We start from the raw sequence: 22,005 nt of genomic DNA, 5'->3' as shown, positions 1-22,005 counted from the left end.
CACAGCGGATGTCATGGGAGAGTGATTCTCTGGGCATAAATGGTCATAAGGTGCGGAGACAGGAGGTTCCCCACATGTCCCACTCCGAAACGTACGAACTCACGTTCCCCGTTTCCGGTGACACCGTGGTCGTCCGGCGCACCGAGCGCAAGGGTGCCGGAGGGCATCCCGTCTACAGCGACGACACCGGCATCGTGCAGGCGGAGATCAGCGACCGCGGCGAGGTCCGCATGCTCGCCACCGGCGGGCACCAGCGTCCGGACATGCCTTCGCGCGCCAGGCCGAACTGAGCGGCGACCGCCCCGTTCCCGAAGCGCCGCCCGCCGGGCCCCCGGCCACCGGAGCGCCGTCCGCACCCTCTCCGCGGCGCCCACTGCCGGAGGCGGCCCGGCGGGCGCGCCCATGTCCTTCGCCGCCCTGCCGGGGCGGGTCCCGTCTCACCGCTGACGTCGGCCGCACGGGTGGGCGGTCAGGCCGGTGCCTGCGCGCCGTCGAAGACCCTGTCCAGGAAGGCCGCCAGATTGGCCCGTGCGCGCGCCACGCGCTCCTCCGGTGTCAGCGTCTCCTCCATGCGCCGCACCAGGGCCGAGGTCTTCTTGCCGCGGACGTACAGCGAGCAGGCGAGGTCCGCGCAGATGTAGGTGCCGACGGTGTTGCCCTGGCGCCCCGCGGGGCCGACCTTCGGCGCGGCGAGCAGGTCGACGCCCGAGCCGGCGTGCGAGGTGAGGCAGATGGAGCACAGGCTGGTCCTGAGCAGGCTCCTGCTCGCCGAGGAGGGCGCCCGCATCGACAGGCCCACCAGGCAGCCCTGCCGCTCGGCCACCAGGTAGCCGCGGTCCGGGGCCCCGGGGTCGCGCCACCCGAGGAAGTCGAGGTCCGCCCAGGGCAGCCCGTGCAGGTCGCGCGGCAGGTTGGCCCGGCGCGCCTCGCCCTTGGAGCAGTTGACGAACGCGTCGCGGATCTCGTTCTCGGTGAGCGGGTCCATGGTGCCGGAAGCTAACACCGGCGCGCGGGGGCTGTCGCGGGGATTTCGGGCGTCTCCGTGTCGCTCACCGCATACGACGGCGCCGGGTGTCCCCCCGCGGGACCTCCCGCCGCCGTCGCCGCCCCCAGTGCCGGCCCGCTGCTGCTGCAGTCACCGCTGTCGCCCGAGATCCGGCCGAGGTCGGTGCCGCGGAGAAGAGGGCGCTGCCGCCGGCGCCCGGCTCGGCGCACACGCCGGTCCGGACGTGCCCGCTCGACTGCCGCGCACCCGGGAGTTCTTCCGGTCGCCGGCGCCGCGCCCCGTGCGCCGCGCGGCAAGCATGCTCACGCCAAACGCCGCCGAGTATTCCCGGGCGTTCCGGCGACCGGCAGGGCCGGACCGGGGTCTGCGCAGGCGTCGCGCAGGACATCCCGAGTCCCTTGGAGGAACCTCTCCCGGACCGGCGGAACCCGGCCGTCCGCTTCTCCCGGAGCGTCGCGGTCCGCCCGGACCTGCCCGGGGCGCCCCGGCGCCGCGGGTGTCGGCACAGGCCGGAGCCCGTCAACGGCCGCCGCCGCGAGGGGTGTCCAGGGCCGCCGGAGCGCTCCCGGGGCGTCCCGGGAGATCTCGGCCCGCTCTGCGGAATTCATGGCCAAAGCCCGGGCTTTTCCTGCCTGATTCCGGCGTTCCGCGGACGGGGCAGGGGTATGAGGCGGTCGGTGGGGATGGCCGAAAAGCATTCCTGGCCCGCCGTACGGGGCCGGGAGGGGGGCACGTGGTGGACAAGGCGACGGCGTACGCGCACACGCACACTCCGGCAACGGAGGCTCCCGGGGGCACCCTGCCGGTCGCGGCCGCGGCGGCGGTCCGCATCCCGGGGCCCTCGGCGTTCAACTCCGCCCTCTGGCAGGTCGAACCGCAGGTCGCGGCCTGGGCGCTGCACACCGGACTGCTGTCGGAACAGACCGCGGAACAGGCCCGCCGCGAACGGCACGCGGCCATGGCCGCCCATGTGTGGCCCTGGGCGCCGAGCCGCCGGCTCACCGAACTGGCCCGGCTGACGCTGTGGATGTTCGCCGTCGACGACCGCAGTGACGCCCTGGCGCGCGACCCCGCGGCGGTCCACGCCGAACTGGACGCCATGATCCGCACCGTCGCCCTCGCGGCACCGGCCGGCGCGGCCCCGGCCCCGCCGGCGGTCCGCGCCCTGGCCGACATCGTGCCGCGGATCGGCGCGGCGATGGGACCGGCCTGGCGCGACCGGTTCGGCGCGCACCTGGCCGCCTGGCTCCGCACCAACCAGGACATGCTCCGGCACCGCGCCGACCACGCCGTGCTCACCCCGGAGGCGTACGCCGCCTGGCGGCGGGTCTCCGGTGCGACGGGCTGGTTCTTCGACCTCATCGAGTACGCCGAGGACGCGGAGCTCACACCGGCCGAGTGGTCGGCGCCGGCCTGCCGCAGGCTGCGCGAGGCGGCCGCCGACGTCATCGGCTGGACCAACGACCTCTTCTCGCTCGACAAGGAACTGGCGAGCGGCGAGACCGCCAACCTCGTGCTCGTGCTCCGCCACCACCGGCGGCTGCCGCTGCGCGAGGCCGTCGCCGAGGCGCAGCGCCTGCACACCCGCCGTGTCGCCGAACTCACCGCCGCGGGCCGCGCCCTGCGCGCCGAGCCCACCACGGCCGTCCGCCGTGCCGCGATCCGCCGCTACACCGACGGCATCCACGCCTGGGCCCGCGGCTTCCTCGACTTCTCGCGCGCCTCCGCCCGCTACGCCGCCGGCGGGACCCGGGCACAGGGGCGAAATTCGGTCCCTGGCCGCAACAATGGCTTGTTAGGTTCGTGACGGCTTCGGGGGCGCGGTCGGTGAATGGGGAGGGTTCTGATGGAGGATGCTGCGCCGCTCGGTCTTGTCGGGGTGGACTCCGAGGCGGAGAAGGCCTACCGCCACCTGCTCGCACGCGGTGGCGGGACCGTCGGCGACGTGGCGGCCGCCTTCGGTGTGAGCTATCCCGAAGGGCTGGCGCTGCTGGAGCGGCTGCACCGCTTCGGGCTGGTCAGCCGCCGTCTGTCGGGCGAGTTCCTCACCGTCGACCCCCGGCACGCGCTCGGCTCCCTGGTGGAGTCGCGGGAACGCCAACTGGCCTCCGTGCGCGACGCGGCGGGCTCGCTCGGCGCGATCTTCGACACCGCGAAGCGGGCCAGGAACGGCAGCCACGGGACCCTCGTGATCAGCGCGCCGGAGGAGATCGGCGACCGCTACTACCGGCTGAAGCAGGCCGCGCGCGCCGAGATCTGCTGTCTGGACCGGCCTCCGTTCCTGCTCGTCCCGAACGGGCCGCTCGACGAGGCGGCGGTGGGCCGCGGGGTGCGGGTACGGGCCGTCTACGCGGCCGCCAGCTTCGTCGCGGACGGCGGGCGGCAGGAACTCGGCAGCCTGGTGTCGCGGGGGGAGGAGGCCCGGATCATCCCGACGCTGCCGATCAAGCTCGCCATGGCCGACCGGTCGGCCGCGATGGTGTCCCTGAGCCTGGCGGCCGACGACAACGCGTGCCTGTACACCGAGGCGCCCCCGCTGCTGGAGGCCCTTTCCGAACTCTTCGAGCGCTACTGGGCGGCCGCCTCCCCGCTGGCGGGCACCCCCGGCCCCGGTGACCCGCTGCCCGCCCCGGCCGGCGCCCCGCAGGAGGACCGCAAGCCCACGGACGAGGAACGCAATCTCCTCGCGCTGTTCGCGGCCGGCGTCAAGGACGAGGCGATCGCCCGGCAGTTCGGGATCTCGTCGCGGACCCTGCGCCGCCGTATTCAGGACCTTTACGCGGAATTGGGGACGACCAACCGATTCGGTGCCGGTGTCGCGGCGGCACGCCGCAACTGGGTCTGAGCACGGCGGCCGCAGCCCGCGTCACCGCAGCTCAGCGCAGTGCGTCGCACAACAAGCCCTTTGCTGCGCTCAATTGACGGAGCATCAATACGCGTCAATATGTTTGTAACAAAGCCGGGGAATTGCCGTGGGGGAACGGCCGTCTGTCCAGGTGCGGACATTGGCACTCAAGGGACATGACCTCTTCTTTACAGCGAGGCAAAAGGGTGGCTGACTACGCACATCTTTCGCACGCCTAGCCTCTTGAGGTTCCCCTTGCGTATACCTCCGTCCCCCAGACGCGGGCTGACTGTCGCGGTCGCCGCCCTCGTGGCGCTGACCGCCATCGGGCCTGCCGCGTCGGCCGAGACGCGCACGCCTCCCGCCCCCGCCCCCCAGCCCTCCGCACGTCCCGGCACCTCGGGCACCGTCACGCTGATCACCGGTGACAAGGTCGCGGTGACCGTCGCCGACGGCGGCACCACCGCGACCGTGTCCGACGCGCAGGGCAGGCCGGGCGGCGCCCACGTCATGTCGGTCGGCCCCGACACCTACGTCTACCCGGACGCGGCGCTGCCCTGGATCGCGTCGGGCGCGCTGGACGAGCAGCTGTTCAACGTCAGCGAACTGCTCAGGGACGGCTACGACGACGGCCACAGCGACCGGCTGCCGCTGATCGTCACGTACACCGACGCCGCCGCCCGCGCCCGCAGCGCGCAGACCCCGGACGGCGCGCGGAAGACACTGACGCTCAGCAGCATCCAGGGCGCCGCGATGTCGGCCGAGCACGCGCGGGCGACGGACTTCTGGTCCTCCCTCACCGGTGCCGCCGCCAAGACCGCGCCGGGCGGGCAGCCCTCCGGGCGGCTGGCGGGCGGGATCGCCAAGGTGTGGCTGGACGGCAAGGCCAAGGCGACGCTGTCCGACACCACCGCGCAGATCGGCGCGCCGGAGGTCTGGGCGGGCGGCGACACCGGACAGGGTGTGGACGTCGCCGTCCTGGACACCGGCATCGACGCCGCGCACCCGGACTTCGCGGGGCGGATCGCCGCCTCGCAGAGCTTCGTGCCGGGCCAGGACGTCACCGACCGGCACGGCCACGGCACGCACGTCGCCTCGACGGTCGCGGGCACCGGCGCCGCGTCCGACGGCAAGGAGAAGGGTGTCGCCCCGGGCGCCTCGCTGCACATCGGCAAGGTCCTGGACAACGACGGCAGCGGCCAGGACTCCTGGATCCTGGCCGGCATGGAGTGGGCGGCCCGCGACCAGCACGCGAAAATCGTCAGCATGAGCCTGGGCGGTGCCCCCACCGACGGCACCGACCCGCTCAGCCAGGCCGTGAACAAGCTCAGCGCGGAGACCGGGGCGCTGTTCGTCATCGCCGCGGGCAACTCCGGCCCGGAGCCGTACTCGATCGGCGCACCGGGCGCGGCGGACGCCGCGCTCACCGTCGGCGCGGTCAACGGCCCCGGCAAGGGCGTGGACCAGCTGGCGGAGTTCTCCAGCCGCGGCCCGCGCGTCGGCGACAACGCCGTCAAGCCCGACCTGACCGCCCCCGGTGTCGACATCCTCGCGGCCCGCTCGCAGTACGCCCCGGAGGGCGAGGGCGCGTACCAGACGATGAGCGGCACCTCCATGGCGACGCCCCATGTCGCGGGCGCCGCCGCCCTGCTGGCGGCGAAGCACCCGGACTGGAGCGGTCAGCAGCTCAAGGAGGCGCTGGTCAGCACCACCGCGAGCACCCGGCGGTTCAGCCCCTACCAGGGCGGCAGCGGCCGGCTCGACATCGCCGCGGCCGTGAAGGCCACCGTGGTCGCCTCCGGCGCCGCGTTCGCCCAGGTCCGCTACCCGTACACGCCCGGCCAGACGGTCCGCAAGGACGTCACGTACACCAACAGCGCGGCCGAGCCGATCACTTTGGACCTGGGCCTGATCGCGGACAACATCCCCGCCGGGCTGTTCACCCTCACCGACAGCCGCCTGACCGTGCCCGCGCACGGCACCGCCACCGTCGGCGTCATCACCCACCTCGACCTGGCCGCCGACAACGCCGCCTACACCAGCCAGCTCACCGCGACCGGCCCCGACGGCGCGGTCCGCGCCCGGACGCCGGTCGGTGTGAACAAGGAGGGCCGGCGCGTCAAGCTGTCGGTCACCGCGAAGGACCGCAAGGGCCGCGGCCTGCCCGGCACCCTCGTGCTGAAGGACGTCGACCGCAACACCATCCCCAAGGTCTACACCGTCGGCTCCTCCGGCACCCTGGACCTCAGCCTGGTCCCCAGCGACTACGCGGCCTGGATGTACGCCGACGTCCCCGGCATCGACGGCACGCACACGCTCGGGTTCGGGCTGTTCTCCGCGCCGCAGGTCGACCTGAGCACGGACCGCTCGCTGCGCTTCGACGCCGCGGACCTCCGCAAGGCCGCGGCGATCACCCCGCAGCCGACCGCCAACAGCTTCCTGCGGGTCGACCAGTACCGGTCGTACGGCGACCTGTTCCCGTTCATGGACAGCTACATGCCGGAGTACTGGCGGTACGACAGCCTCTGGGCGGCCCCGACGTCCAAGGTGACGCACGGCTCGTACACCTTCGCCACCCGCTGGCGGCAGATCCAGCCGCCGCTGACGTTCTCGTCCGGCTCCCAGAGCTACGACGCCGTGACCCTGCAGAGCATGTCGCCCGTGCTGCCCGAGGGCAGCGGCACGTACCGGGCGGTGTGGGCCGGGGACGGCTCGGCCGCGGAGTTCGCCAAGGCCAAGGTCCGCGGTCAGGTGGCGGTCGTCCGCCGCAGCGACGCGGTGTCCGCCCCCGACCAGGCCGCAGCTGCGGCGAAGGCCGGCGCGAAGCTGCTGCTGATCCTCAACGACGGCTACGGGAAGCTGGACCCGTGGGCCGACCTGCCCGACGCGGCCCCGCTGCCGGTGGCCTCGCTCGGCACCGACGACAGCGTCCGCCTGCGCGGCCGGCTCGGCCGGGCCGGGACGGGAACGCTGAAGGTCGTCTCGCACCCGCACCCGCGCTACCTGTACGACCTGGTCCGGCACTACGGCGGCGCGATCCCGCGGACGCTGACGTACCGGCCGGGGCCGGGCGAACTCGCCCGGATCGACGAGTCGTTCCGCGACACCAAGCAGGGCGAGGCGGTCGCACTCCGCGACGACCTGGCCGTGGACACCGGCAGGCCGATGGGCAGCCGGCCGGCAGCGGTCGCGGCTCAGGGGACGCTCACCTCATGGGTCACCGCGGGTCCCGGTGCCGCGTGGGTCTCCAGCGCGGCGGTGAGGGACCTCGGTCTGGGCGGCACGCCGCGCTCGTACAAGGCGCGCGGCACGTACCGGGAGACCTGGTTCGCCCCCGTCGCGCGCCCGCGGCTCCTCAACGACTCCACCCGCACGTCCCCCTTCCGGGTCGGCGACATCATCAGCCCGTCGTCGATCAGCGCCTGGGGTGACTCCGGCGGCCACGCCGGTGTCGTCTGGGCCGACGGGGACACCTCGAAGGTCTCGCTGTACCAGGGCGACCAACTGCTGGGCGAGACGGTCAACGAGGGGATCTTCGCCGTCGAGGGCCTGCCTGCGGAACCGCTGCCCTACCGCCTGGTGGTGGAGGGCAAGCGCGACCTGCCGGGCCGGCCGTACTCCACCCGCACCCGCACCGACTGGGGATTCACCTCCGGCACCACGGACTACACGGTCCTCTCGCCGCTGCCGCTCATCCAGCTGGACTACGCGGTGGCGACCGACCTGTCCGGCCGGGCCGGGCGGCGGACCGCGCTGTCCGTCACCCCGTCGCACCTGGCGGGCGCGACCGGCGCGGGCGCGATCCGCACGGTGACGCTGGACGTCTCCTACGACGACGGCGCCACCTGGCACCGGACCACGCTGTGCCACCGGGGCACGGCCTGGACGGCGCAGCTGAACGCGCCGCGCACGGCCCGGTTCGCGAGTGTGCGGGCGACCGCGAAGGACGCCGCGGGCAACACCGTCAGCCAGACCGTCGTCCGCGCCTTCGGCCTCAAGTAGGGCCGCAGGCAAGGCCAATGGGCCCCTGTCCGCCGTCGTGCGGGCAGGGGCCCGCGGTCCGTACGGCTGTCAGCCCGCGGGGCTGAGGTCCTTGTGGACCGCGCGGGCCACCGCCTCGACGGTGGCGACGCCGGAGGCCATGGTCGCGTTGTCGTGGGTGAGCACCGCGAGGCTGTAGTCGTGGCCGCCGCCGGTGAAGGCGCCGAGGCTGTGCACCCGCCAGCCGTGCGTGGCGCGGGGGAGCCAGCCGTTCTTGACGTGGACCACGGCAGTGGCGGGCGCTCCCGCCGGGGTGCCCCAGCGCTGCGAGGCGATGACCTTGCCCATCAGCTTGAGGGTGTAGGCGCGCGCGTTGTCGTTGAGCACGCGGTTGTGCGCCGTGACCAGGTCCAGCAGCTTCTGCTCGTCGCCGGCCGTGATCTGGGTCAGGCCCCAGTAGCCGCCCGCGCCGGGCACGGTCCGGGTCATCCCGGCCGCGGACAGGAAGCCCTTGATCTTGTCCGGGCCGAGTTGCTTCCACAGCGTGCTCGTCGCGTCGTTGTCCGACTGCGTGATCATCTTCGACGCGAGACCGGTCTCCCGCGCGGTGAGGTAGCGGCCGTGCTGCGTGGCGTCCCGCAGCAGCGCCGCCAGGACGGTGACCTTGACGGTGCTGGCGGAGTCGAACGCCTGGTCCGCCCGGAGCGTGCACACGGTGTTCGTCGTGCGGTCGTGCAGGGACAGCGCGGTGAGGGCGGTCCTGCCCTTGAGGGACGCCGCGATGTCCCGCTGGAGCTTCGCCGCCAGCCCGGGCTTCCCCGAGACGCAGACCGGCTGGGGGGTCGCGGCGACGGCGTTGCCGGCTCCGGCCGCCACGACCGCGGGAACCGCCAGGCCGGCGACGACCGAAGCGGCCCAGAAGCGCCGGGATATTCGTATATGTCCCATTTGTGCCCGCCCATTTCCTGGTAGCCGACGGCCGGTTCGGCTGACCAGTGTGGGCGCACTGATGTACGGAGCGGGATGTGACATCGGCTACGCCGGGCCCCGCGGGCGGGGACTCCGGCGGCCTCTTCGGAGCCGTCACGACAGGGCCCCGGCGCGAGCCCGTACGGGCCTGCCGGGGCCGGGGGAGAGGTCCGGCGCGCGGACTAGCGCACGCCGCGCGGCCGGAACTGGATGCTGATCCGCGGGCCCACCGCGCGCACGCTCTTGGGTACCGCGTGCTCCCAAGTGCGCTGGCACGAACCGCCCATGACGACCAGATCGCCGTGCCCGAGCGGCAGCCGCAGCGCCGCCGCACCGCCGCCGCGCGGACGGAGCGCGAGATCGCGGGGGTCGCCGACGGACAGGATCGCGACCATCGTGTCGTGGGTCGCCGACCGTCCCGTGCGGTCGCCGTGCCAGGCGACGCTGTCGCGTCCGTCGCGGTAGTAGCAGAGCCCGGCTGTGACGAAGGACTCCCCGAGTTCGCGGGCGTAGTGCGTATCGAGGGCGTCCCGGGCCTCGCCGAGGACGGCGTGCGGCAGCGGCGCGCCCTCCGCGTAGTGGCAGAGCAGGCGCGGGACGTCGACCTCGCGCTCGTACATCTGCCGCCGCTCGGCCTTCCACGGGACGGAGCCGGCCAGGTCCTCGAAGAGGGCGTCGGCCCCCTGGAGCCAGCCGGGCAGCAGGTCGATCCAGGCGCCGGCGCCCAGGACCGTCCGCCGCACGCCGTCCAGCGGGCCGAGACGGATGTCGTCGGTCTGGTCGAAGAGCGAGCCCTGCAGCGGTGCGGTCATGGATCCAGCGTAACTCCCCATTCGAACATGTGGGCTATTAATCGAACGTGGCGAGGCCGGACCGCTCCAGTGCCGCCAGGCGCGCGGGGTCGGCCAGGATGTCGATCTCCACGATCCGCCCCCCGCTGACCGTCAGGCTCATGACCGCCGTCAGCCGCCCCTCCGGCGCCGTGACGATGCCGTACGCGCCGTTGACCAGGGCAAGGCGTGTGTGCGCCGCGAAACGCCGGAACAGCATCGCCCGCCCGGCCACCGTGCGCGCCCCGCGTGCCGTCGGCGACAGCCCGGACGCACCCGCCCCGGTGTCCGCCCGCAGCACCACGTCCGGATGGAGCAGCCCCACCAGCGCCTCGAAGTCCCCCGCCCGGGACGCCGCCATGAAGGCGCCGACCACCTCGCGCTGCCGTGCCAGGTCCGCATCGGGCGCCGGGGCCCGGCCCCGCACCCGGCGCCGCGCCCGGCTGGCCAGCTGGCGGGCGGCGGCCGGGGTGCGCCCCACCATCGGCGCGATCTCCTCGAACGGCACCGCGAACATGTCGTGCAGCACGAACGCCAGCCGCTCGGCCGGCGTCAGCGTCTCCAGCACCACGAGCAGCGCCAGCCCCACCGAGTCCGCGAGCAGCGCCTCGTGCTCGGGGTCCCCCGGGCCGTCCTGCGGGGCCACCACCGGATCGGGCACCCGGACCTCCAGCGGCTGCTCGCCCCGCGAGGTCCGCGCGCGCAGCATGTCCAGGCACACCCGGCCGACGACCGTGGTCAGCCAGCCGCCCAGGTTGGCGATGCCGTCCGCCCTGGTGCGGCTGAGCCGCAGCCATCCCTCCTGCACGGCGTCGTCCGCCTCGCTCAGCGAGCCCAGCATGCGGTAGGCCACCGCCCGCAGGTGCGGCCGGTTCTCCTCGAAGCGCCGGGCCAGGAACTCCTCGTCGTCCATCGGTGACCTTCCCTCGTCGTCTCCCGTCGGGGCCATGACGAAGCCAAGCAGGCCGATGTGACAGCGCGGGGCGGCTCACCACCCCGGCATCAGGCGGCCGAGGTGGGAGGAGCGGCGCGCCCCGCTGAGCAGCGCCTGGATACGGCCCCCGGCCTGGTCGGCGCTGTCCAGCGGCGACGTGAACGGCAGCCGGACGTCGCGGTGGACGCGGGGGTACTCGATGCGCAGGGTGATCCCGTACCGGTCGACGGCCAGGGGGAGCACACGCTGCGCCCCGGGCGCGGGCAGCGGCCGCACCAGGCGCATCAGCAGCGGCACGAGCTCGGTGTGGTCGTCGAGCAGATGCGTGAGCATGCCCGCCTCGCACGTGGCCAGCGGGTCGGCGGCCACCGCGACCAGCTCCTCCAGCTCGACCGTGCTCCGCCCGTCCCCGGTCTCCAGGACGGCCTGGGCGAACTCCATGCACTGGCTGTCGGCCGCGTCGGCGCGGTAGGGCGCGGCCAGCCGGCCGGTCACCGTGACCCGGGCGCGCACCCGTTCGCGGACCGGGGTGGGGGCGACATCGGTGAACTCCAGCGCGGCGGGCACCGATTCGGGGCGGGGGAGGGCCGTGTCCAGGGGGTGCAGATGGAGGTGGCCGGCCAGGTCGGCGGCGGTGAGCCGGGAGACCTCCGCGCGGCCGTCGGCGGTGACCACGGTCATCGAGTGCGCCGAGGCGAGGACCGACCGGATGCGCTCGGCGCTGGACGGTGCCAGGGGCGCGGCGAGGGCGGTGTGGAACATGCTGCGCATCCGGATCTCCACTCACGAAGGTCAGCTTAGGTTTGCCTAACCTAACCTACATCCGGATCGCCCGCAGGCGCAGCCCCTGCGTGCCTCGCTTCCCTGGTGACTCCGTACGGGCACGGGCGCCCGCTGCGGCGCCCGTGCCCCCGTACCCCCGTGTTCCCCCGTGCCCCCGTACCCCGTCCGTCCGCCGCGCGGCGCCGGAGCGCCCCCCTCGCGCGGCCGTGAACGGGACATCAGGCTACGCGGGCATTTGTGCCAATCCCATCCCAGATGTCTGGGGGTGCGCCTAGCCTGCTGACGTGACCACCGCTCCCCGCCCCGGCCCGGGTTCACGTCCCCGCCCCCGTACGGACCGGCCCAGCCCCGCCGCACGCGCCGCCCTCGCCGACGACCTCGCCCGCCGGCTGCGCGGAGCCGAACACCCCGGCGCCCTGGACGTTCTGCGCACCGCCGCCGACACACTGCTCGGCGTGGTCGGGGCGGACGTGTGGTGCGCCGTCATGCTCGACCCGGCGACCCTCCTCGACACCGGCGGCCGCCACGAAGAGGGCTTCCCCCAGGCGGTGATGCCGCGGCTCTTCGAGATCGAGCACACGGAGCAGACCGGCGTCGACCACCTGCGCGCGCTGACACGCCGTCCGGGCAGCGCGAGCCTGCTCAGCCGGTCCATGGCCGGACGGCTCGACGAGAGCGTCTACTACCGCGACATCCTGCGCCCCACCGGCCTCGCCGACGAACTGCGCGTCCTGCTCCGCCACGGCACGCGCACCTGGGGGCTGTTCGTCCTGTGCCGGGCCCCCGGTTCGGCGCCCTTCACGGCCGCCGACGTCGCGCTGGCCGACTCGTTCAGCACCCCAGCCACGCAGGCGCTGCGCCGCTCACTGCTGCTGTCCGGCATCGACCGGGGGGACGTACCGGACGCCGCGGGACTGCTCGCCTTCGACGACGACCAGGGGCTCCGGCTGCGCACCGCCACCGCGGAACGCTGGCTCGCGCTCGTCCAGGAGTCCCACCCCGCCGCCGCCCGCCCGTACCCGCTCACCCTCACCGCGCTGCTCAGCAAGGCCCGCGCGGCGGGCCCCGGCGCGCACGTCCAGTCCCGCGCCCTGACCCGCACGGGCCACTGGATCACGCTCAGCGCCTGGCGCGAACCGGCCCCCGACACGCCCGAGTCCACCGGCTCGGACGCCGTGCTCACCTACGTCAGCCTCGCCCCCAGCCACCCGGGCGAACTCACCGCCATCGTGCTCGACGCCTACGGACTGACCCCGCGCGAACGCGAGGTCGCCCAGCACGTCCTGCTCGGCCGTTCGACGGCGGACGTCGCCGACGCCCTCCGCATCGCCGAGTACACCGTCCAGGACCACCTGCGCAAAGTCTTCGACAAGGCCGGCGTCCGCAGCCGCCGAGAGTTCACCGGCGACCTCTTCCGGCGCTGCTACCTCCCGCGCCTGCCCGCGCCCCCGCTCACCACGGACGGCCGGATGCGGAACGACGCCTCCTGAACCACCGCCGGGGCGGGGGCGCCAACTCCTCCTCCAAGGTGCGCAGCAGGGTCGCGCCCGGGGTGAAGTCGTACGACTCCAGACCCCGGACGTCGAGGTCCCGGCGCAGGTACACCATCGTCAGATCCCGCCACCGGTAGAGGTCATGGGGCCGCTCCCCGGTCCGCCGCCACGCGTCGCAGCCCGCCCGCAGCCCGAGCAGCGCGCCGCGTGTCGTCCGGTCGGCACACAGCCCGCCCGCCGAGTACAGCCAGTCGTTGAGTTCACGTGCGACCTCGCCGGCCGCCTCGGGCGCCACCGCGCCGTCGAGCGTCGACAGCGCCCGCAGCACCTCGAACGCCCGCGGGTACGCCGCGAGACGGGCCCTGTGCACCTCCAGCGCCCACGCGGTCTTGAGGTCCGTCCGCCACTTCTGCCGCTCGCGCCTGATCTGCGCCCACGTCAGCAACCCCGTCCCGGCGCCCACCACCAAGGCCACCAGCCCCGACACCGCCGCCGCCACGACCTGCTCGTCCACGCCCCGCCCCTCCCCGCCCCCGAACCCACCCCCGTCGCCGCGGGGTGCGGTTCCAGGATGCGGCACGACCGTGTCCCGTTCAGGCCCCGGCGGACTTCGCCGTCTCCTGCCCGCGCGGCCCGGCCGCGGCCGGGCCGGCGCCGGGGGACCGGAAGGCGCGCCAGGGCAGGAGCAGGGCGCTGCCGAGGCAGAGCACGCCGGCGAGGAGGACGGCGAAGCGGACTCCGGCCAGGGCGGCGGCGGTTGCGCCGATCGCCAGCCCCAGCGGCTGGGCGGTCCGGGTGCCGACCGACCACGCCGTGACCACGCGCACCATGAGGTGGTCGTCCGTCGCCGACATGCGGTAGGCGGCGAACGAGGGGTTGAAGACGCCGGCGGCCGTCAGCAGGCAGGTGTCGGCCGCGACGAGCACGGCCAGGCCCGCGGACCCGGGCGGCACCCACGCGAGCAGCACGAGCCAGGGCGTCCGCACCACGCCGAACAGCAGCAGGAGCCGGTGTGCGCCGAGCCGGCGCGAGACCGGGGCGGTCAGGCGGGACCCCAGAATCCCGCCGAGGCACGGCAGTCCGAGCGACAGCCCGTACTGCCACGGTGTGAAATGCAGCTCCCCGAGCATCAGGACGGCCAGCAGCGGACTGCTCATCATGACGGCCCCGCTGAAGAGCAGTGCGTTCCAGAAGAGCGGACGCAGGCCCGGATGCGCGGCGATGTACCGCCAGCCGGCCAGGAGTTCGCGTGTCCGCCCCGGAGCCGCCGCAGGCACCGGGGGCTCCGGCTCCGGGCGCCGGATCCGGCCGACCCCCAGCGCGGACAGGAGGAAGGAGACCGCGTCGACGCCCATCGACACCGTCGCCCCGAAGACGCCGACCAGCAGCCCGCCGACCGGCGGCCCCACGCTCAGGCTGAGCCAGCCGGTCGTCTCCAGCCGCGCGGCCGCCCGGAGCCGGTCCTCGGGCGCGACGAGCCCTTTGAGGTGCGCGGTGCTCGCCGCGCCGAAGGCGATCGCTGCCGTCGCCTGCACGACGCCGACCGCGCACAACTGGGCGAAGGTGAGGACACCGAGGGCCGCCGCGACCGGAACGCTGAGCAGCGCGGCGAACCGCAGCAGATCCGCCGCGATCATGACCGGGCGTTTCCGCCGGTGCTCGATCCGTACCCCCAGCGGCAGGGTGACCGCGGCCGCCACGACCGCGGACAGTGCGGCGAGCAGGGAGACCTGGGACGCCGGGGCGTCCAGGGCCACCACCGCGACCAGCGGCAGCGCGCCGGAACCGACCGCGCTGCCCGCCGCGCTCACGGCATAGGCGGCCCACAGGCGGCCGAAGTCCCGTCGTGCATAAGTCGATTGCTCGTCCCGTGAAGCCACGGCGGGTGAGCCTACGGCCTGCCGCGGCCCCTGCGGCGGCCCGCCGGTCCTACCGGCCGCGCCGGGCGCTGCTGAAGCGGCGCTGGTACGCGGCGGGGCTGATGGACAACTCCCGTGCGAAGACCCGCCGGAGACTCTCGTAACTCGGGAACCCGGCCAGCAGCGCGGCCTGCGTCGCGGAGTGCCCCTGGTCGAGCAGGTTCTTCGCGATGTCGAACCGGATCGCCTCGACGTAGCGGGCCGGGGTGGTGGCCAGCTCCGTCCGGAACAGCCGGGTGAGATGGCGGGGGCTGAGGTTGAGGTGCCCGGCGAGTTCACCGAGGGAGTGGTTCCCCGCGGGATCGGCCGTCACCAGGTCGACGATGCTCCGCAGGGCCGGGGACCGGGGCGGCGGGCCCTCCAGGGGCGCCGAGAACTGCGACTGGCCGCCCGCCCGTTGCAGGTAGACCACCAGGGCGCGGGCCACCTTCCGGCTCAGCTCCGGCCCGTGGTCCTCCTCGACGAGGGCCAGCGCCAGGTCGATCCCCGCGGTGACGCCCGCCGAGGTGTACGTGCTGCCGTCGCGCACGTAGATGGCGTCGGGATCGACGCTGACCCTCGGGTGCCGGGCGGCGAGTTCACGCGCGACCTTCCAGTGGGTCGTCGCCCGCTTGCCGTCCAGCAGCCCGCCGGCGCCCAGGACGAACGCCCCCGAGCAGACCGACGCGACCCGCCCGGCCCGGCCCGCGAGCTCCTTCGCGGCCTCGACCAGGTCCGGCGTAATGGGCGTCCTGGGATAGACGATCCCGCCCGGCATCATGAACGTGTCCGGGTCCGGCTCCGCGGCGGGGCCGCCGTCGACGGCGATCCGGATGCCGATCGACGAGGCGACGTCGGTCCCGGTCGTCGACAGCAGCACGATCCGGTAGTCCGCGCCCAGCCGGTTCGCCTCGCCGAACACCTCCGCCGGCCCGGCCACGTCCAGCAGCGCGACCCCGTCGTAGACGAGGATCGCGACCCGGTGCGTCCCGGAGCTCACAGTCCTGCTCCTCGGTGGTGGTGATGTCGGTATTCGAGTGGTTCCTGGCCGGACCGAGGCGGCGGCGGAGCCGGGCGCTCGGCATCGTGGAGAACAGAGGCACTGCCCACTTCTCAGCGTCTCCACTGTCTCACCGAAAGCGCGTGCACCATGACCGACACCATCGCAGCCGTCGAAACACCCGATACCGCGGCAGTCGCGGAGGCCACCGCATTCCTCCAGGAAACGGCCGGCCCCCTCATCGTCCACCATTCCCATCGCGTTTTCCTCTTCGCCTCCCTCCATGCGCGCGATCTCGGTCTCCGGCCCGATCCGGAGCTGCTCTTCATTTCCTCGATGTTCCACGACACGGGGCTCGCGACGCCGTTCTCCGACGCGGAGCAGCGCTTCGAGCTCGACGGTGCCGACCACGCCCGCAAGTTCCTGCTCGACCGCGGGTTCCCGCACAGTGCCGTCGAGGTCGTCTGGACGGCGATCGCGCTGCACACGACGCCCGGGATCCCCAGCCGGATGGGCCCGGTGACGGCCGCCATGAACTACGGCGTCCTGACCGACGTGCTCGGCTGGGGACTGGACAGGCTGGACGCCGGCCAGGTGGACGAGATCGTCGCCGCCCATCCGCGCGGAGAATTCAAGAAGGGATTCCTCCAGGCATTCGTCGACGGGCTCAAGAACCGCCCGGACACCACTTACGGGACGATCAATGCGGACATCCTCGAACGCTTTGTCCCGGGATTCCACCGCACCTCGATGGTCGAGCGCATCGCCGACGCGCCCTGGCCGAATTGACGTCGGGGAAACCGGAGGACATCCGATGACACCGCCGGCTTCGGTCCGCGACCGCCGCCGTCCGGGACGGCAGGCCGGCTTCACCGTGTTGGCGGTTGCCACCGTGGTGATGATGGCGACCGCGAGCGCGCCCTCGCCGTTCTATCCGCTGTACCGGGAGCGCTGGGGACTCTCGGTCACCATGGTGACGGTCGTCTTCGCCGTGTACGTCGCGGGACTGCTCGCCGCCCTGCTGACCGTGGGACCCCTGGGCGACCGCCTCGGACGCCGCCCGGTCCTGCTCGCCGCGCTCCTGCTGGCGGCGGTCGGCACCGCCCTCTTCTGGACGGCGAACGGCGCCCCGTCCCTGGTCGCCGCCCGGGTGGTGCAGGGCGTCGCCACGGGAGCGGCCACGAGCGGCCTGGCCGCGGGGCTGGTCGAGTTCTCGCCCGCGGGACGCCCGCACGCGGGGACCACGGTGACGTCGGTCGGCACGAACGCCGGGCTGGCCGCCGGCGCCGCGGCGGTCGGGCTGCTGGTGAGCCACGTCGCCCACCCCGACACGTACGTCTTCGCCACCCTCACCGCCGCCTTCCTCGTCCTGGCGGGACTGGTCCTGCTGATCCCCGAGACGGCCGCGCCGGGCGCCGCTCCGACGGCCGCCCGGCGCCTCGGCCCGCGCGTCCCCCCGGCGGCCCGGCCCCGGTTCCTGGCCGCCGTGCCCGCCCTCGTCGCGGGATGGGCGGTGACGGGGCTGTTCCTCGCGCTGACCCCGTCCCTGGTGACCGGCGTCCTGCACGTGACCTGGGGCGCCTGGCGGCGGCGGTCGCCGCGTCGTCGGCGGCCGGCTTCGCGTGCGGTGCCGTCCTCGCCGGCCTGGGATCGGGGATGACGTTCCACGGGAACCTGCGCGCGATCGGGGCGGTCACCACCGCGGACTCGCGTTCGCAGGTGTTCTCGGCCGTCTACGTCGTCAGTTACGCGGCCCTGAGCCTTCCGGCGCTCGCGGCCGGACTCCTGGCACCCGCCTGGGGACTGAGGACCACGAGCTTTGCCTTCATCGGGTTCGTCGGCGTGCTGTCCGCCGTCGCCCTCGCCCACGCACGGGACGCCGACTCGGCCGGGACAGCCGCGACAGCCGACTCCGCCACAGCGAACATCCACTGACCACCGGACACAGGAGCAGCCATGCAAGCCCTCACCACGTCGGACCGCGAGGCAGGCCTCGGCGGACTGGCCCTGGCCCACCTGCCGTACCCCCACGCCGCCGAGAACGACGTCGTCGTCCGCGTGCACGCCGCCGGCTTCACCCGCGGGGAGCTCGACTGGCCGGCGACGTGGTCCGACCGCGCCGGCCGCGACCGCACCCCGACCGTGCCCGGGCACGAGGTCTCGGGTGTCGTGGCGGCCCTCGGCTACGGAACCACCGGCCTCACGGTCGGCCAGCGGGTCTTCGGACTCACCGACTGGGCCCGCGACGGCTCGCTGGCCGAGTACGTCGCCGTGGAGGCCCGCAACCTCGCCCCGCTCCCCGCCGACGTCGACCACACCGTGGCCGCCGCACTGCCGATCTCCGGACTCACCGCCTGGCAGGGCCTGTTCGACCACGCGCGGCTCACGACCGGTCAGACCGTGCTGATCCACGGCGCGGCGGGCGCCGTCGGCTCGGTCGCGGTGCAGTTCGCGCACGAGGCGGGAGCGCGCGTGATCGGCACCGGCCGGGCCGCCGACCGGGACACCGCGCTCGCGCTGGGCGCGCACGTCTTCCTGGACCTCGACGCCGGCGAACTCGCGGACGCCGGGGAGGTGGACGTGGTCTTCGACGTGATCGGCGGGGACGTCCTCGCCCGCTCGACCGCGCTCGTGCGCGCCGGCGGCACGGTCGTCACCATCGCGGAACCGCCCACCGTCCGGCCTGACGACGGGCGGGCGCTGTTCTTCGTCGTCGAACCCGATCGCGCGCGCCTCGCGGACCTGGCGCAGCGCGTCCTGGACGGGCGCCTGTCGGTGCGGGTGGGCGCCGTCCGCCCGCTGGCCGAGGCGGCCGCCGCCTTCGCCCCGGACCGGCGCGTCAAGGGCAGGACGATCATCCGGGTCGCGGAGGACTGACGGCCGCCGCCCGCGGCGTCACCGGCCGGGCACGCGCTCCGTGATCTCCTGGAGCAACCAGCCGTTCCCGTCCGGGTCGCTGAAGGTGGCGTACGAGGCGTAGGAGGTGCGGCCGGGTTCGGGACCCTCGATCCGTTCCTGGCCCGCACCGCGGTGGACGGCCTCCCCGCCCTCGTGCCCGTGGTGGAGAACTCCCCCGGCGTCGTGGAACACCTCGCTCATCCCGACGCCGCGGCCGACGAGTTCCTCGCGGGCCTTCTCGACGTCCGCGACGATGAGGTACAGGCCCTGGACGGTGCCGGGGGCGGTGGAGATCGTTCCCTTGCCGAAGATGATGGAGCACTGCGATCCGGGCGGCGTCATGTGGACCAGCCGGTATTCGTCGCTGAACGTGGTGTCGACGTCCAGGCGGAATCCCGCTGCCTCGTAGAAATTCTTGGCCCGGTCGACGTCGGAGACGGGCAGCACGATGGCTTCGAGCTTCAGATCCATTTCTTTCACCTTCGGGGAAGAGGAATCCGGAAGAAGGCCGCCGGTGGGTGCCCGCCCGGGGCACGGAGGTCAGGACGGCACGGCGCTCACGCGCGGCTCCCGGCCGCACGCTCCGCGGCGTAGCAGACTCCGCAGGTCAGCCGCCGGGCCTCGACGGCCGGGGCGGAGGCGCCCTGCGGGCCGGTGACCGGGGCGCCGGAGACATGCAGGTGCCCGCCGCAGATACCGGCCCCGCAGCGGGCGCAGGCGGCCACGGCGATGGCCGGATCGAGGGTGACCGCCACGGTCGTCGCACGACTCTCCAGCACGCAGTCGTAGCACTGCACAACGGCTCGCCTTTTGTCGCTCACGGGGAATCCGACCCCACAATTTTACACCCGGTTGTTTCCGGTCGCATGTCCGCGATTTCCTTCCGGGAATTCCAGGAATATATTGGCGGCCGTTTCGAAACCCGAATTCCGGAATGTGCGCCGGCCCTTACTTCCCCGATTCCTCCGGGGCCTCCCCGGACCGGACGAGCGCGGTGACCAGGTCGTCCAGATCGGCGCCGAGCGGGGTGTCGCAGTCCCACACGGCCTCGTAGGCGATCTCGACGGGCGCCCCGGCCCGGAGGAGGGGGCGGCAACTGGCGTGCTCGTGCGCGACCTTGGACCGGGGCAGCAGCGCCGACCCCAGGCCGATCGCCGCCCATTCGTCGACCGCCCGGAAACTGGCGGCCTCCCCGGGGTAGGCGTGCAGCGCCAGGTCGCCGCCGCGGAAGAGCTCCGTGGTGAAAGTGGTCAGCCCGCAGGTGCCGGGGCCGAGGATGTAGGTGGCGTCCGCCACGGCCTTCAACTCGACCGGGTCGTCGTCGGCGGAGGCGACGGGGTCGACCACCACCACGGGTTCCCGCGCGACGACCCGGTGCCGGAACGCCGGCATCCCGGCCACGGCGGGCACAAGGACGATGTCCAGGCGGCCCGCCCGCAGGTCGCCGCTCAGCGGTTCGAGGTCCGCTTCCCGCAGCACGAGGTCGCGTGGACGCTCCAGGGAGCGGGCGGCCTGGAAGACCCGGGCCACCAGATCGGCCCCGATCAGCGGGGACACGCCCAGGCGGATCGTCTCGGCGACCGGGCCGGCCAGCCGCCTGCTGTCGGCGACCAGGACGTCGAGGGAGTCGAGGACGTCGTCGATCAGGGGCAGGATCCGCGCGCCGTGCGCCGTGGGCCTGACCCCGCGCGGCGAGCGGTCGAAGAGCGCGACGCCGAGCTCCTCCTCCAGCCGCGCGACGCCGTTGGACAGGGCCGGTTGCGTGACGCCGTAGGCCCGTGCGGCGGCGCTGAAGGACCCGGTCCGTGACACGGCCTGGACGTAGCGCAAAGCCTCGATGTTCACGGTGACGATTATTCCTTATGGGCGATAACCGACCGCTATACCTGCATTCGCCGAGATCCTCTACCGGGGCCCCGCGGGCCGCCCTACTGTCTGAGGCGTTCCCCCTGTACGCGGCCGTACCGACTCCGGTCCCCGGACGCCGGCGGAACACCTCTCCAGCACACGGGAAGGGCGCGGCGCCCTGTCCCCGCCCATGGGCGATGCGAGCCCCCGCGGCCCCGTGCACCCCCCACACGCACCAAGGAGCACGTCATGTCCAGCAGCACCCTTGACTTCACCGGGCGGAAGGCCGTCGTCGTCGGCGGCACCAGCGGCATCGGGCTGGCCGTCGCCCGCCTGGTCGTCGAGGGCGGCGGCACCGCCGTCGTCACGGGCCGTTCCGAGAGGAGCGCCGCCAAGGCGGCGGCCGAACTGTCCCGCCACGGCGACGCCACGGGCCTGGCCGCCGACCTGATCGACCGCGCCGCCGTGGACCGGCTGCGCGGCACACTGACCGAGGAGCACGCCGACGCCACGCTGCTCGTGAACTCCGCCGGGATCTTCGAGCCGAAGGCGTTCCTGGAGCACACGCAGGACGACTACGACCGCTACCAGGCCATCACCCGGGCCTTCTACTTCATCGCGCAGACCGTGGCCGGCAACATGATCGCCCGCGGCAGCAAGGGGGCCTTCGTCAACATCGGCGGCATGCTGGCCCACCAGGCCATGGCCGCCACCCCGTCCTCGGCGTACTCCGTGGCGAAGGCCGGGCTGCACTCCCTGACCCAGCACATAGCGATGGAGCTCGCGCCGTACGGCATCCGCGTCAACACGGTGGCGCCCGCGGTGGTCCGCACGGCGATCTACGAGGCGTTCATCCCGAAGGACGACATCCCCGCCGCCCTCGACGCGCTGAACCCTTCCACCCCCTCGGCCGCGTGGGGAACCCGGAGGACGTCGCTCCCACGGTGGCGTTCCTGCTGTCCGGCCAGGCGGACTGGGTGACCGGCGCGACATGGGACGTCGACGGCGGCGTCAGGGCCGGCCGCAACCAGTACTGAAAGGAGCCGACGTGTCCTACCACGAAGCACATACGCCCCGGAGGCCTTCAAGGCGTTCATGGCCTGGGACACCCAGGTCCTGCGCGGCAGCGACAAGGCCGTCCCGCCGAAGTACACCGAACTTATGCCGGTGGCGGTGGCGTTGACCACCCAGTGCGCGTACCGCATCGAGGCCCGTATTAAGGCCGCGCACGCCGCGGGCGCGACCCGGCGGGAGCTGGCGGAGACCGTGATGATCGCCGCGGCGCTGCGCGCGGGCGGCGGCTACGCGCACGGCTTCATGGCCATGAAGTTCTTCGACCAGGCCGAACGGACCCCCGCCCCCCGACACGTACGCGAAGGCCGCCGCCGGGATGCCCGGCGGCGGCCGTCGTCGCACAACTCGCCCTCGCACGCGGGTAGTCGTGCCCAGGAGCCGCCGGGCTCACCGCGAGTCGCAGACGACCCCGCGGCCCGTATCGCCGTCGCCTGGTGGGAACTAGT

General features: G+C 73.7%; 22 protein-coding genes and 1 pseudogene. 12 read left to right on the top strand and 11 right to left on the bottom strand.

What is annotated here, in order from left to right:
* Positions 1 to 74 precede the first annotated feature (74 nt).
* Positions 75 to 290, top strand: a complete 216-nt coding sequence (locus ACIP64_RS01030) for a DUF6296 family protein (protein WP_360907063.1) — start codon at positions 75 to 77, stop codon at positions 288 to 290.
* A gap of 179 nt (positions 291 to 469) precedes the next feature.
* Here ACIP64_RS01030 and ACIP64_RS01025 read toward each other — a convergent pair whose 3' ends face one another.
* Positions 470 to 985 (bottom strand): FBP domain-containing protein, encoded by a 516-nt coding sequence (locus tag ACIP64_RS01025; protein WP_401580402.1) that lies wholly within the window; start codon positions 983 to 985, stop codon positions 470 to 472.
* 754 nt (positions 986 to 1,739) lie between these two features.
* On the opposite strand from ACIP64_RS01025, the gene ACIP64_RS01020 reads away from it, so the two are divergent.
* The 3 genes from ACIP64_RS01020 (at position 1,740) to ACIP64_RS01010 (ending at position 7,853) form a co-directional block, all read left to right on the top strand.
* Complete coding sequence (locus ACIP64_RS01020; RefSeq protein ID WP_401580401.1) at positions 1,740 to 2,813, top strand: terpene synthase family protein; 1,074 nt, start codon at positions 1,740 to 1,742, stop codon at positions 2,811 to 2,813.
* A 39-nt stretch (positions 2,814 to 2,852) separates the two neighbouring features.
* A complete protein-coding gene (locus tag ACIP64_RS01015) occupies positions 2,853 to 3,851 on the top strand; it encodes a LuxR family transcriptional regulator (RefSeq protein ID WP_401580399.1) in 999 nt (332 codons plus the stop codon).
* A 255-nt stretch (positions 3,852 to 4,106) separates the two neighbouring features.
* Complete coding sequence (locus ACIP64_RS01010) at positions 4,107 to 7,853, top strand: S8 family serine peptidase (protein ID WP_401580398.1); 3,747 nt, start codon at positions 4,107 to 4,109, stop codon at positions 7,851 to 7,853.
* Between the two features lie 69 nt (positions 7,854 to 7,922).
* Here ACIP64_RS01010 and ACIP64_RS01005 read toward each other — a convergent pair whose 3' ends face one another.
* From ACIP64_RS01005 to ACIP64_RS00990, 4 genes are all read right to left on the bottom strand, one after another.
* Positions 7,923 to 8,780 carry a serine hydrolase gene (locus ACIP64_RS01005; RefSeq protein ID WP_401580396.1) on the bottom strand — a complete coding sequence of 286 codons (858 nt, stop codon included), beginning with the start codon at positions 8,778 to 8,780 and terminating at the stop codon, positions 7,923 to 7,925.
* Between the two features lie 203 nt (positions 8,781 to 8,983).
* Positions 8,984 to 9,613: an alpha-ketoglutarate-dependent dioxygenase AlkB gene (locus ACIP64_RS01000; RefSeq protein WP_401580395.1), complete on the bottom strand. Its 630-nt coding sequence runs from the start codon at positions 9,611 to 9,613 to the stop codon at positions 8,984 to 8,986.
* A 37-nt stretch (positions 9,614 to 9,650) separates the two neighbouring features.
* Positions 9,651 to 10,544: a sigma-70 family RNA polymerase sigma factor gene (locus tag ACIP64_RS00995; protein ID WP_401580393.1), complete on the bottom strand. Its 894-nt coding sequence runs from the start codon at positions 10,542 to 10,544 to the stop codon at positions 9,651 to 9,653.
* A 75-nt stretch (positions 10,545 to 10,619) separates the two neighbouring features.
* Positions 10,620 to 11,336 carry a DUF2470 domain-containing protein gene (locus ACIP64_RS00990; RefSeq protein WP_401580392.1) on the bottom strand — a complete coding sequence of 239 codons (717 nt, stop codon included), beginning with the start codon at positions 11,334 to 11,336 and terminating at the stop codon, positions 10,620 to 10,622.
* 296 nt (positions 11,337 to 11,632) lie between these two features.
* On the opposite strand from ACIP64_RS00990, the gene ACIP64_RS00985 reads away from it, so the two are divergent.
* Positions 11,633 to 12,838, top strand: coding sequence for a helix-turn-helix transcriptional regulator (locus ACIP64_RS00985; RefSeq protein WP_401580390.1), 1,206 nt, complete (start codon positions 11,633 to 11,635; stop codon positions 12,836 to 12,838).
* Here the strand turns inward: ACIP64_RS00985 and ACIP64_RS00980 are convergent.
* From ACIP64_RS00980 to ACIP64_RS00970, 3 genes are all read right to left on the bottom strand, one after another.
* On the bottom strand, positions 12,801 to 13,355 hold the full coding sequence (locus tag ACIP64_RS00980; RefSeq protein WP_401580389.1) for a hypothetical protein: 555 nt from the start codon (positions 13,353 to 13,355) through the stop codon (positions 12,801 to 12,803). The genes ACIP64_RS00985 and ACIP64_RS00980 overlap by 38 nt on opposite strands.
* Positions 13,356 to 13,434: 79 nt before the next feature.
* On the bottom strand, positions 13,435 to 14,721 hold the full coding sequence (locus tag ACIP64_RS00975; protein WP_401580387.1) for an MFS transporter: 1,287 nt from the start codon (positions 14,719 to 14,721) through the stop codon (positions 13,435 to 13,437).
* 49 nt (positions 14,722 to 14,770) lie between these two features.
* A complete protein-coding gene (locus ACIP64_RS00970) occupies positions 14,771 to 15,739 on the bottom strand; it encodes a GlxA family transcriptional regulator (RefSeq protein ID WP_401580386.1) in 969 nt (322 codons plus the stop codon).
* A gap of 150 nt (positions 15,740 to 15,889) precedes the next feature.
* On the opposite strand from ACIP64_RS00970, the gene ACIP64_RS00965 reads away from it, so the two are divergent.
* Genes ACIP64_RS00965 through ACIP64_RS00950 form a run of 4 tightly spaced genes read left to right on the top strand, consistent with a single transcriptional unit; the run spans position 15,890 to position 18,616 of the window.
* Positions 15,890 to 16,528: an HD domain-containing protein gene (locus ACIP64_RS00965; protein ID WP_401580384.1), complete on the top strand. Its 639-nt coding sequence runs from the start codon at positions 15,890 to 15,892 to the stop codon at positions 16,526 to 16,528.
* Positions 16,529 to 16,553: 25 nt separating this feature from the next.
* Complete coding sequence (locus ACIP64_RS00960; protein WP_401580383.1) at positions 16,554 to 17,399, top strand: MFS transporter; 846 nt, start codon at positions 16,554 to 16,556, stop codon at positions 17,397 to 17,399.
* Entirely contained in the window at positions 17,396 to 17,674 is a 279-nt protein-coding gene (locus ACIP64_RS00955; RefSeq protein ID WP_401580381.1) for a hypothetical protein, read from the top strand. Before ACIP64_RS00960 ends, ACIP64_RS00955 begins: the two co-directional genes overlap by 4 nt.
* A gap of 21 nt (positions 17,675 to 17,695) precedes the next feature.
* Positions 17,696 to 18,616 (top strand): NADP-dependent oxidoreductase, encoded by a 921-nt coding sequence (locus tag ACIP64_RS00950; protein ID WP_401580379.1) that lies wholly within the window; start codon positions 17,696 to 17,698, stop codon positions 18,614 to 18,616.
* Positions 18,617 to 18,634: 18 nt separating this feature from the next.
* Here the strand turns inward: ACIP64_RS00950 and ACIP64_RS00945 are convergent, their stop codons facing one another.
* From ACIP64_RS00945 to ACIP64_RS00935, 3 genes are all read right to left on the bottom strand, one after another.
* Positions 18,635 to 19,108 (bottom strand): VOC family protein, encoded by a 474-nt coding sequence (locus ACIP64_RS00945; protein ID WP_401580377.1) that lies wholly within the window; start codon positions 19,106 to 19,108, stop codon positions 18,635 to 18,637.
* An 86-nt stretch (positions 19,109 to 19,194) separates the two neighbouring features.
* Complete coding sequence (locus ACIP64_RS00940; RefSeq protein ID WP_401580375.1) at positions 19,195 to 19,458, bottom strand: hypothetical protein; 264 nt, start codon at positions 19,456 to 19,458, stop codon at positions 19,195 to 19,197.
* A gap of 127 nt (positions 19,459 to 19,585) precedes the next feature.
* Positions 19,586 to 20,482, bottom strand: a complete 897-nt coding sequence (locus ACIP64_RS00935) for a LysR family transcriptional regulator (RefSeq protein WP_401580373.1) — start codon at positions 20,480 to 20,482, stop codon at positions 19,586 to 19,588.
* 252 nt (positions 20,483 to 20,734) lie between these two features.
* Between ACIP64_RS00935 and ACIP64_RS00930 the strand changes: the two genes are divergently transcribed.
* The 3 genes and pseudogenes from ACIP64_RS00930 to ACIP64_RS00920 all read left to right on the top strand — a co-directional run.
* Positions 20,735 to 21,466 carry an SDR family NAD(P)-dependent oxidoreductase gene (locus ACIP64_RS00930; RefSeq protein ID WP_401580371.1) on the top strand — a complete coding sequence of 244 codons (732 nt, stop codon included), beginning with the start codon at positions 20,735 to 20,737 and terminating at the stop codon, positions 21,464 to 21,466.
* The gene (locus tag ACIP64_RS00925; protein ID WP_401580369.1) at positions 21,430 to 21,522 is read left to right on the top strand and encodes a hypothetical protein; all 93 of its coding nucleotides are present in this window, start codon (positions 21,430 to 21,432) and stop codon (positions 21,520 to 21,522) included. The genes ACIP64_RS00930 and ACIP64_RS00925 overlap by 37 nt, the downstream gene beginning before the upstream one ends.
* Before the next feature lie 49 nt (positions 21,523 to 21,571).
* Positions 21,572 to 21,784, top strand: a pseudogene (locus tag ACIP64_RS00920) (carboxymuconolactone decarboxylase family protein); the annotation flags it as partial.
* Positions 21,785 to 22,005: the final 221 nt, after the last annotated feature.

Source organism: Streptomyces sp. NPDC088733, from assembly GCF_044751185.1.
Classification (GTDB): Bacteria; Actinomycetota; Actinomycetes; order Streptomycetales; family Streptomycetaceae; genus Actinacidiphila.
This window is presented reverse-complemented; position numbering and strand designations above follow the sequence as displayed.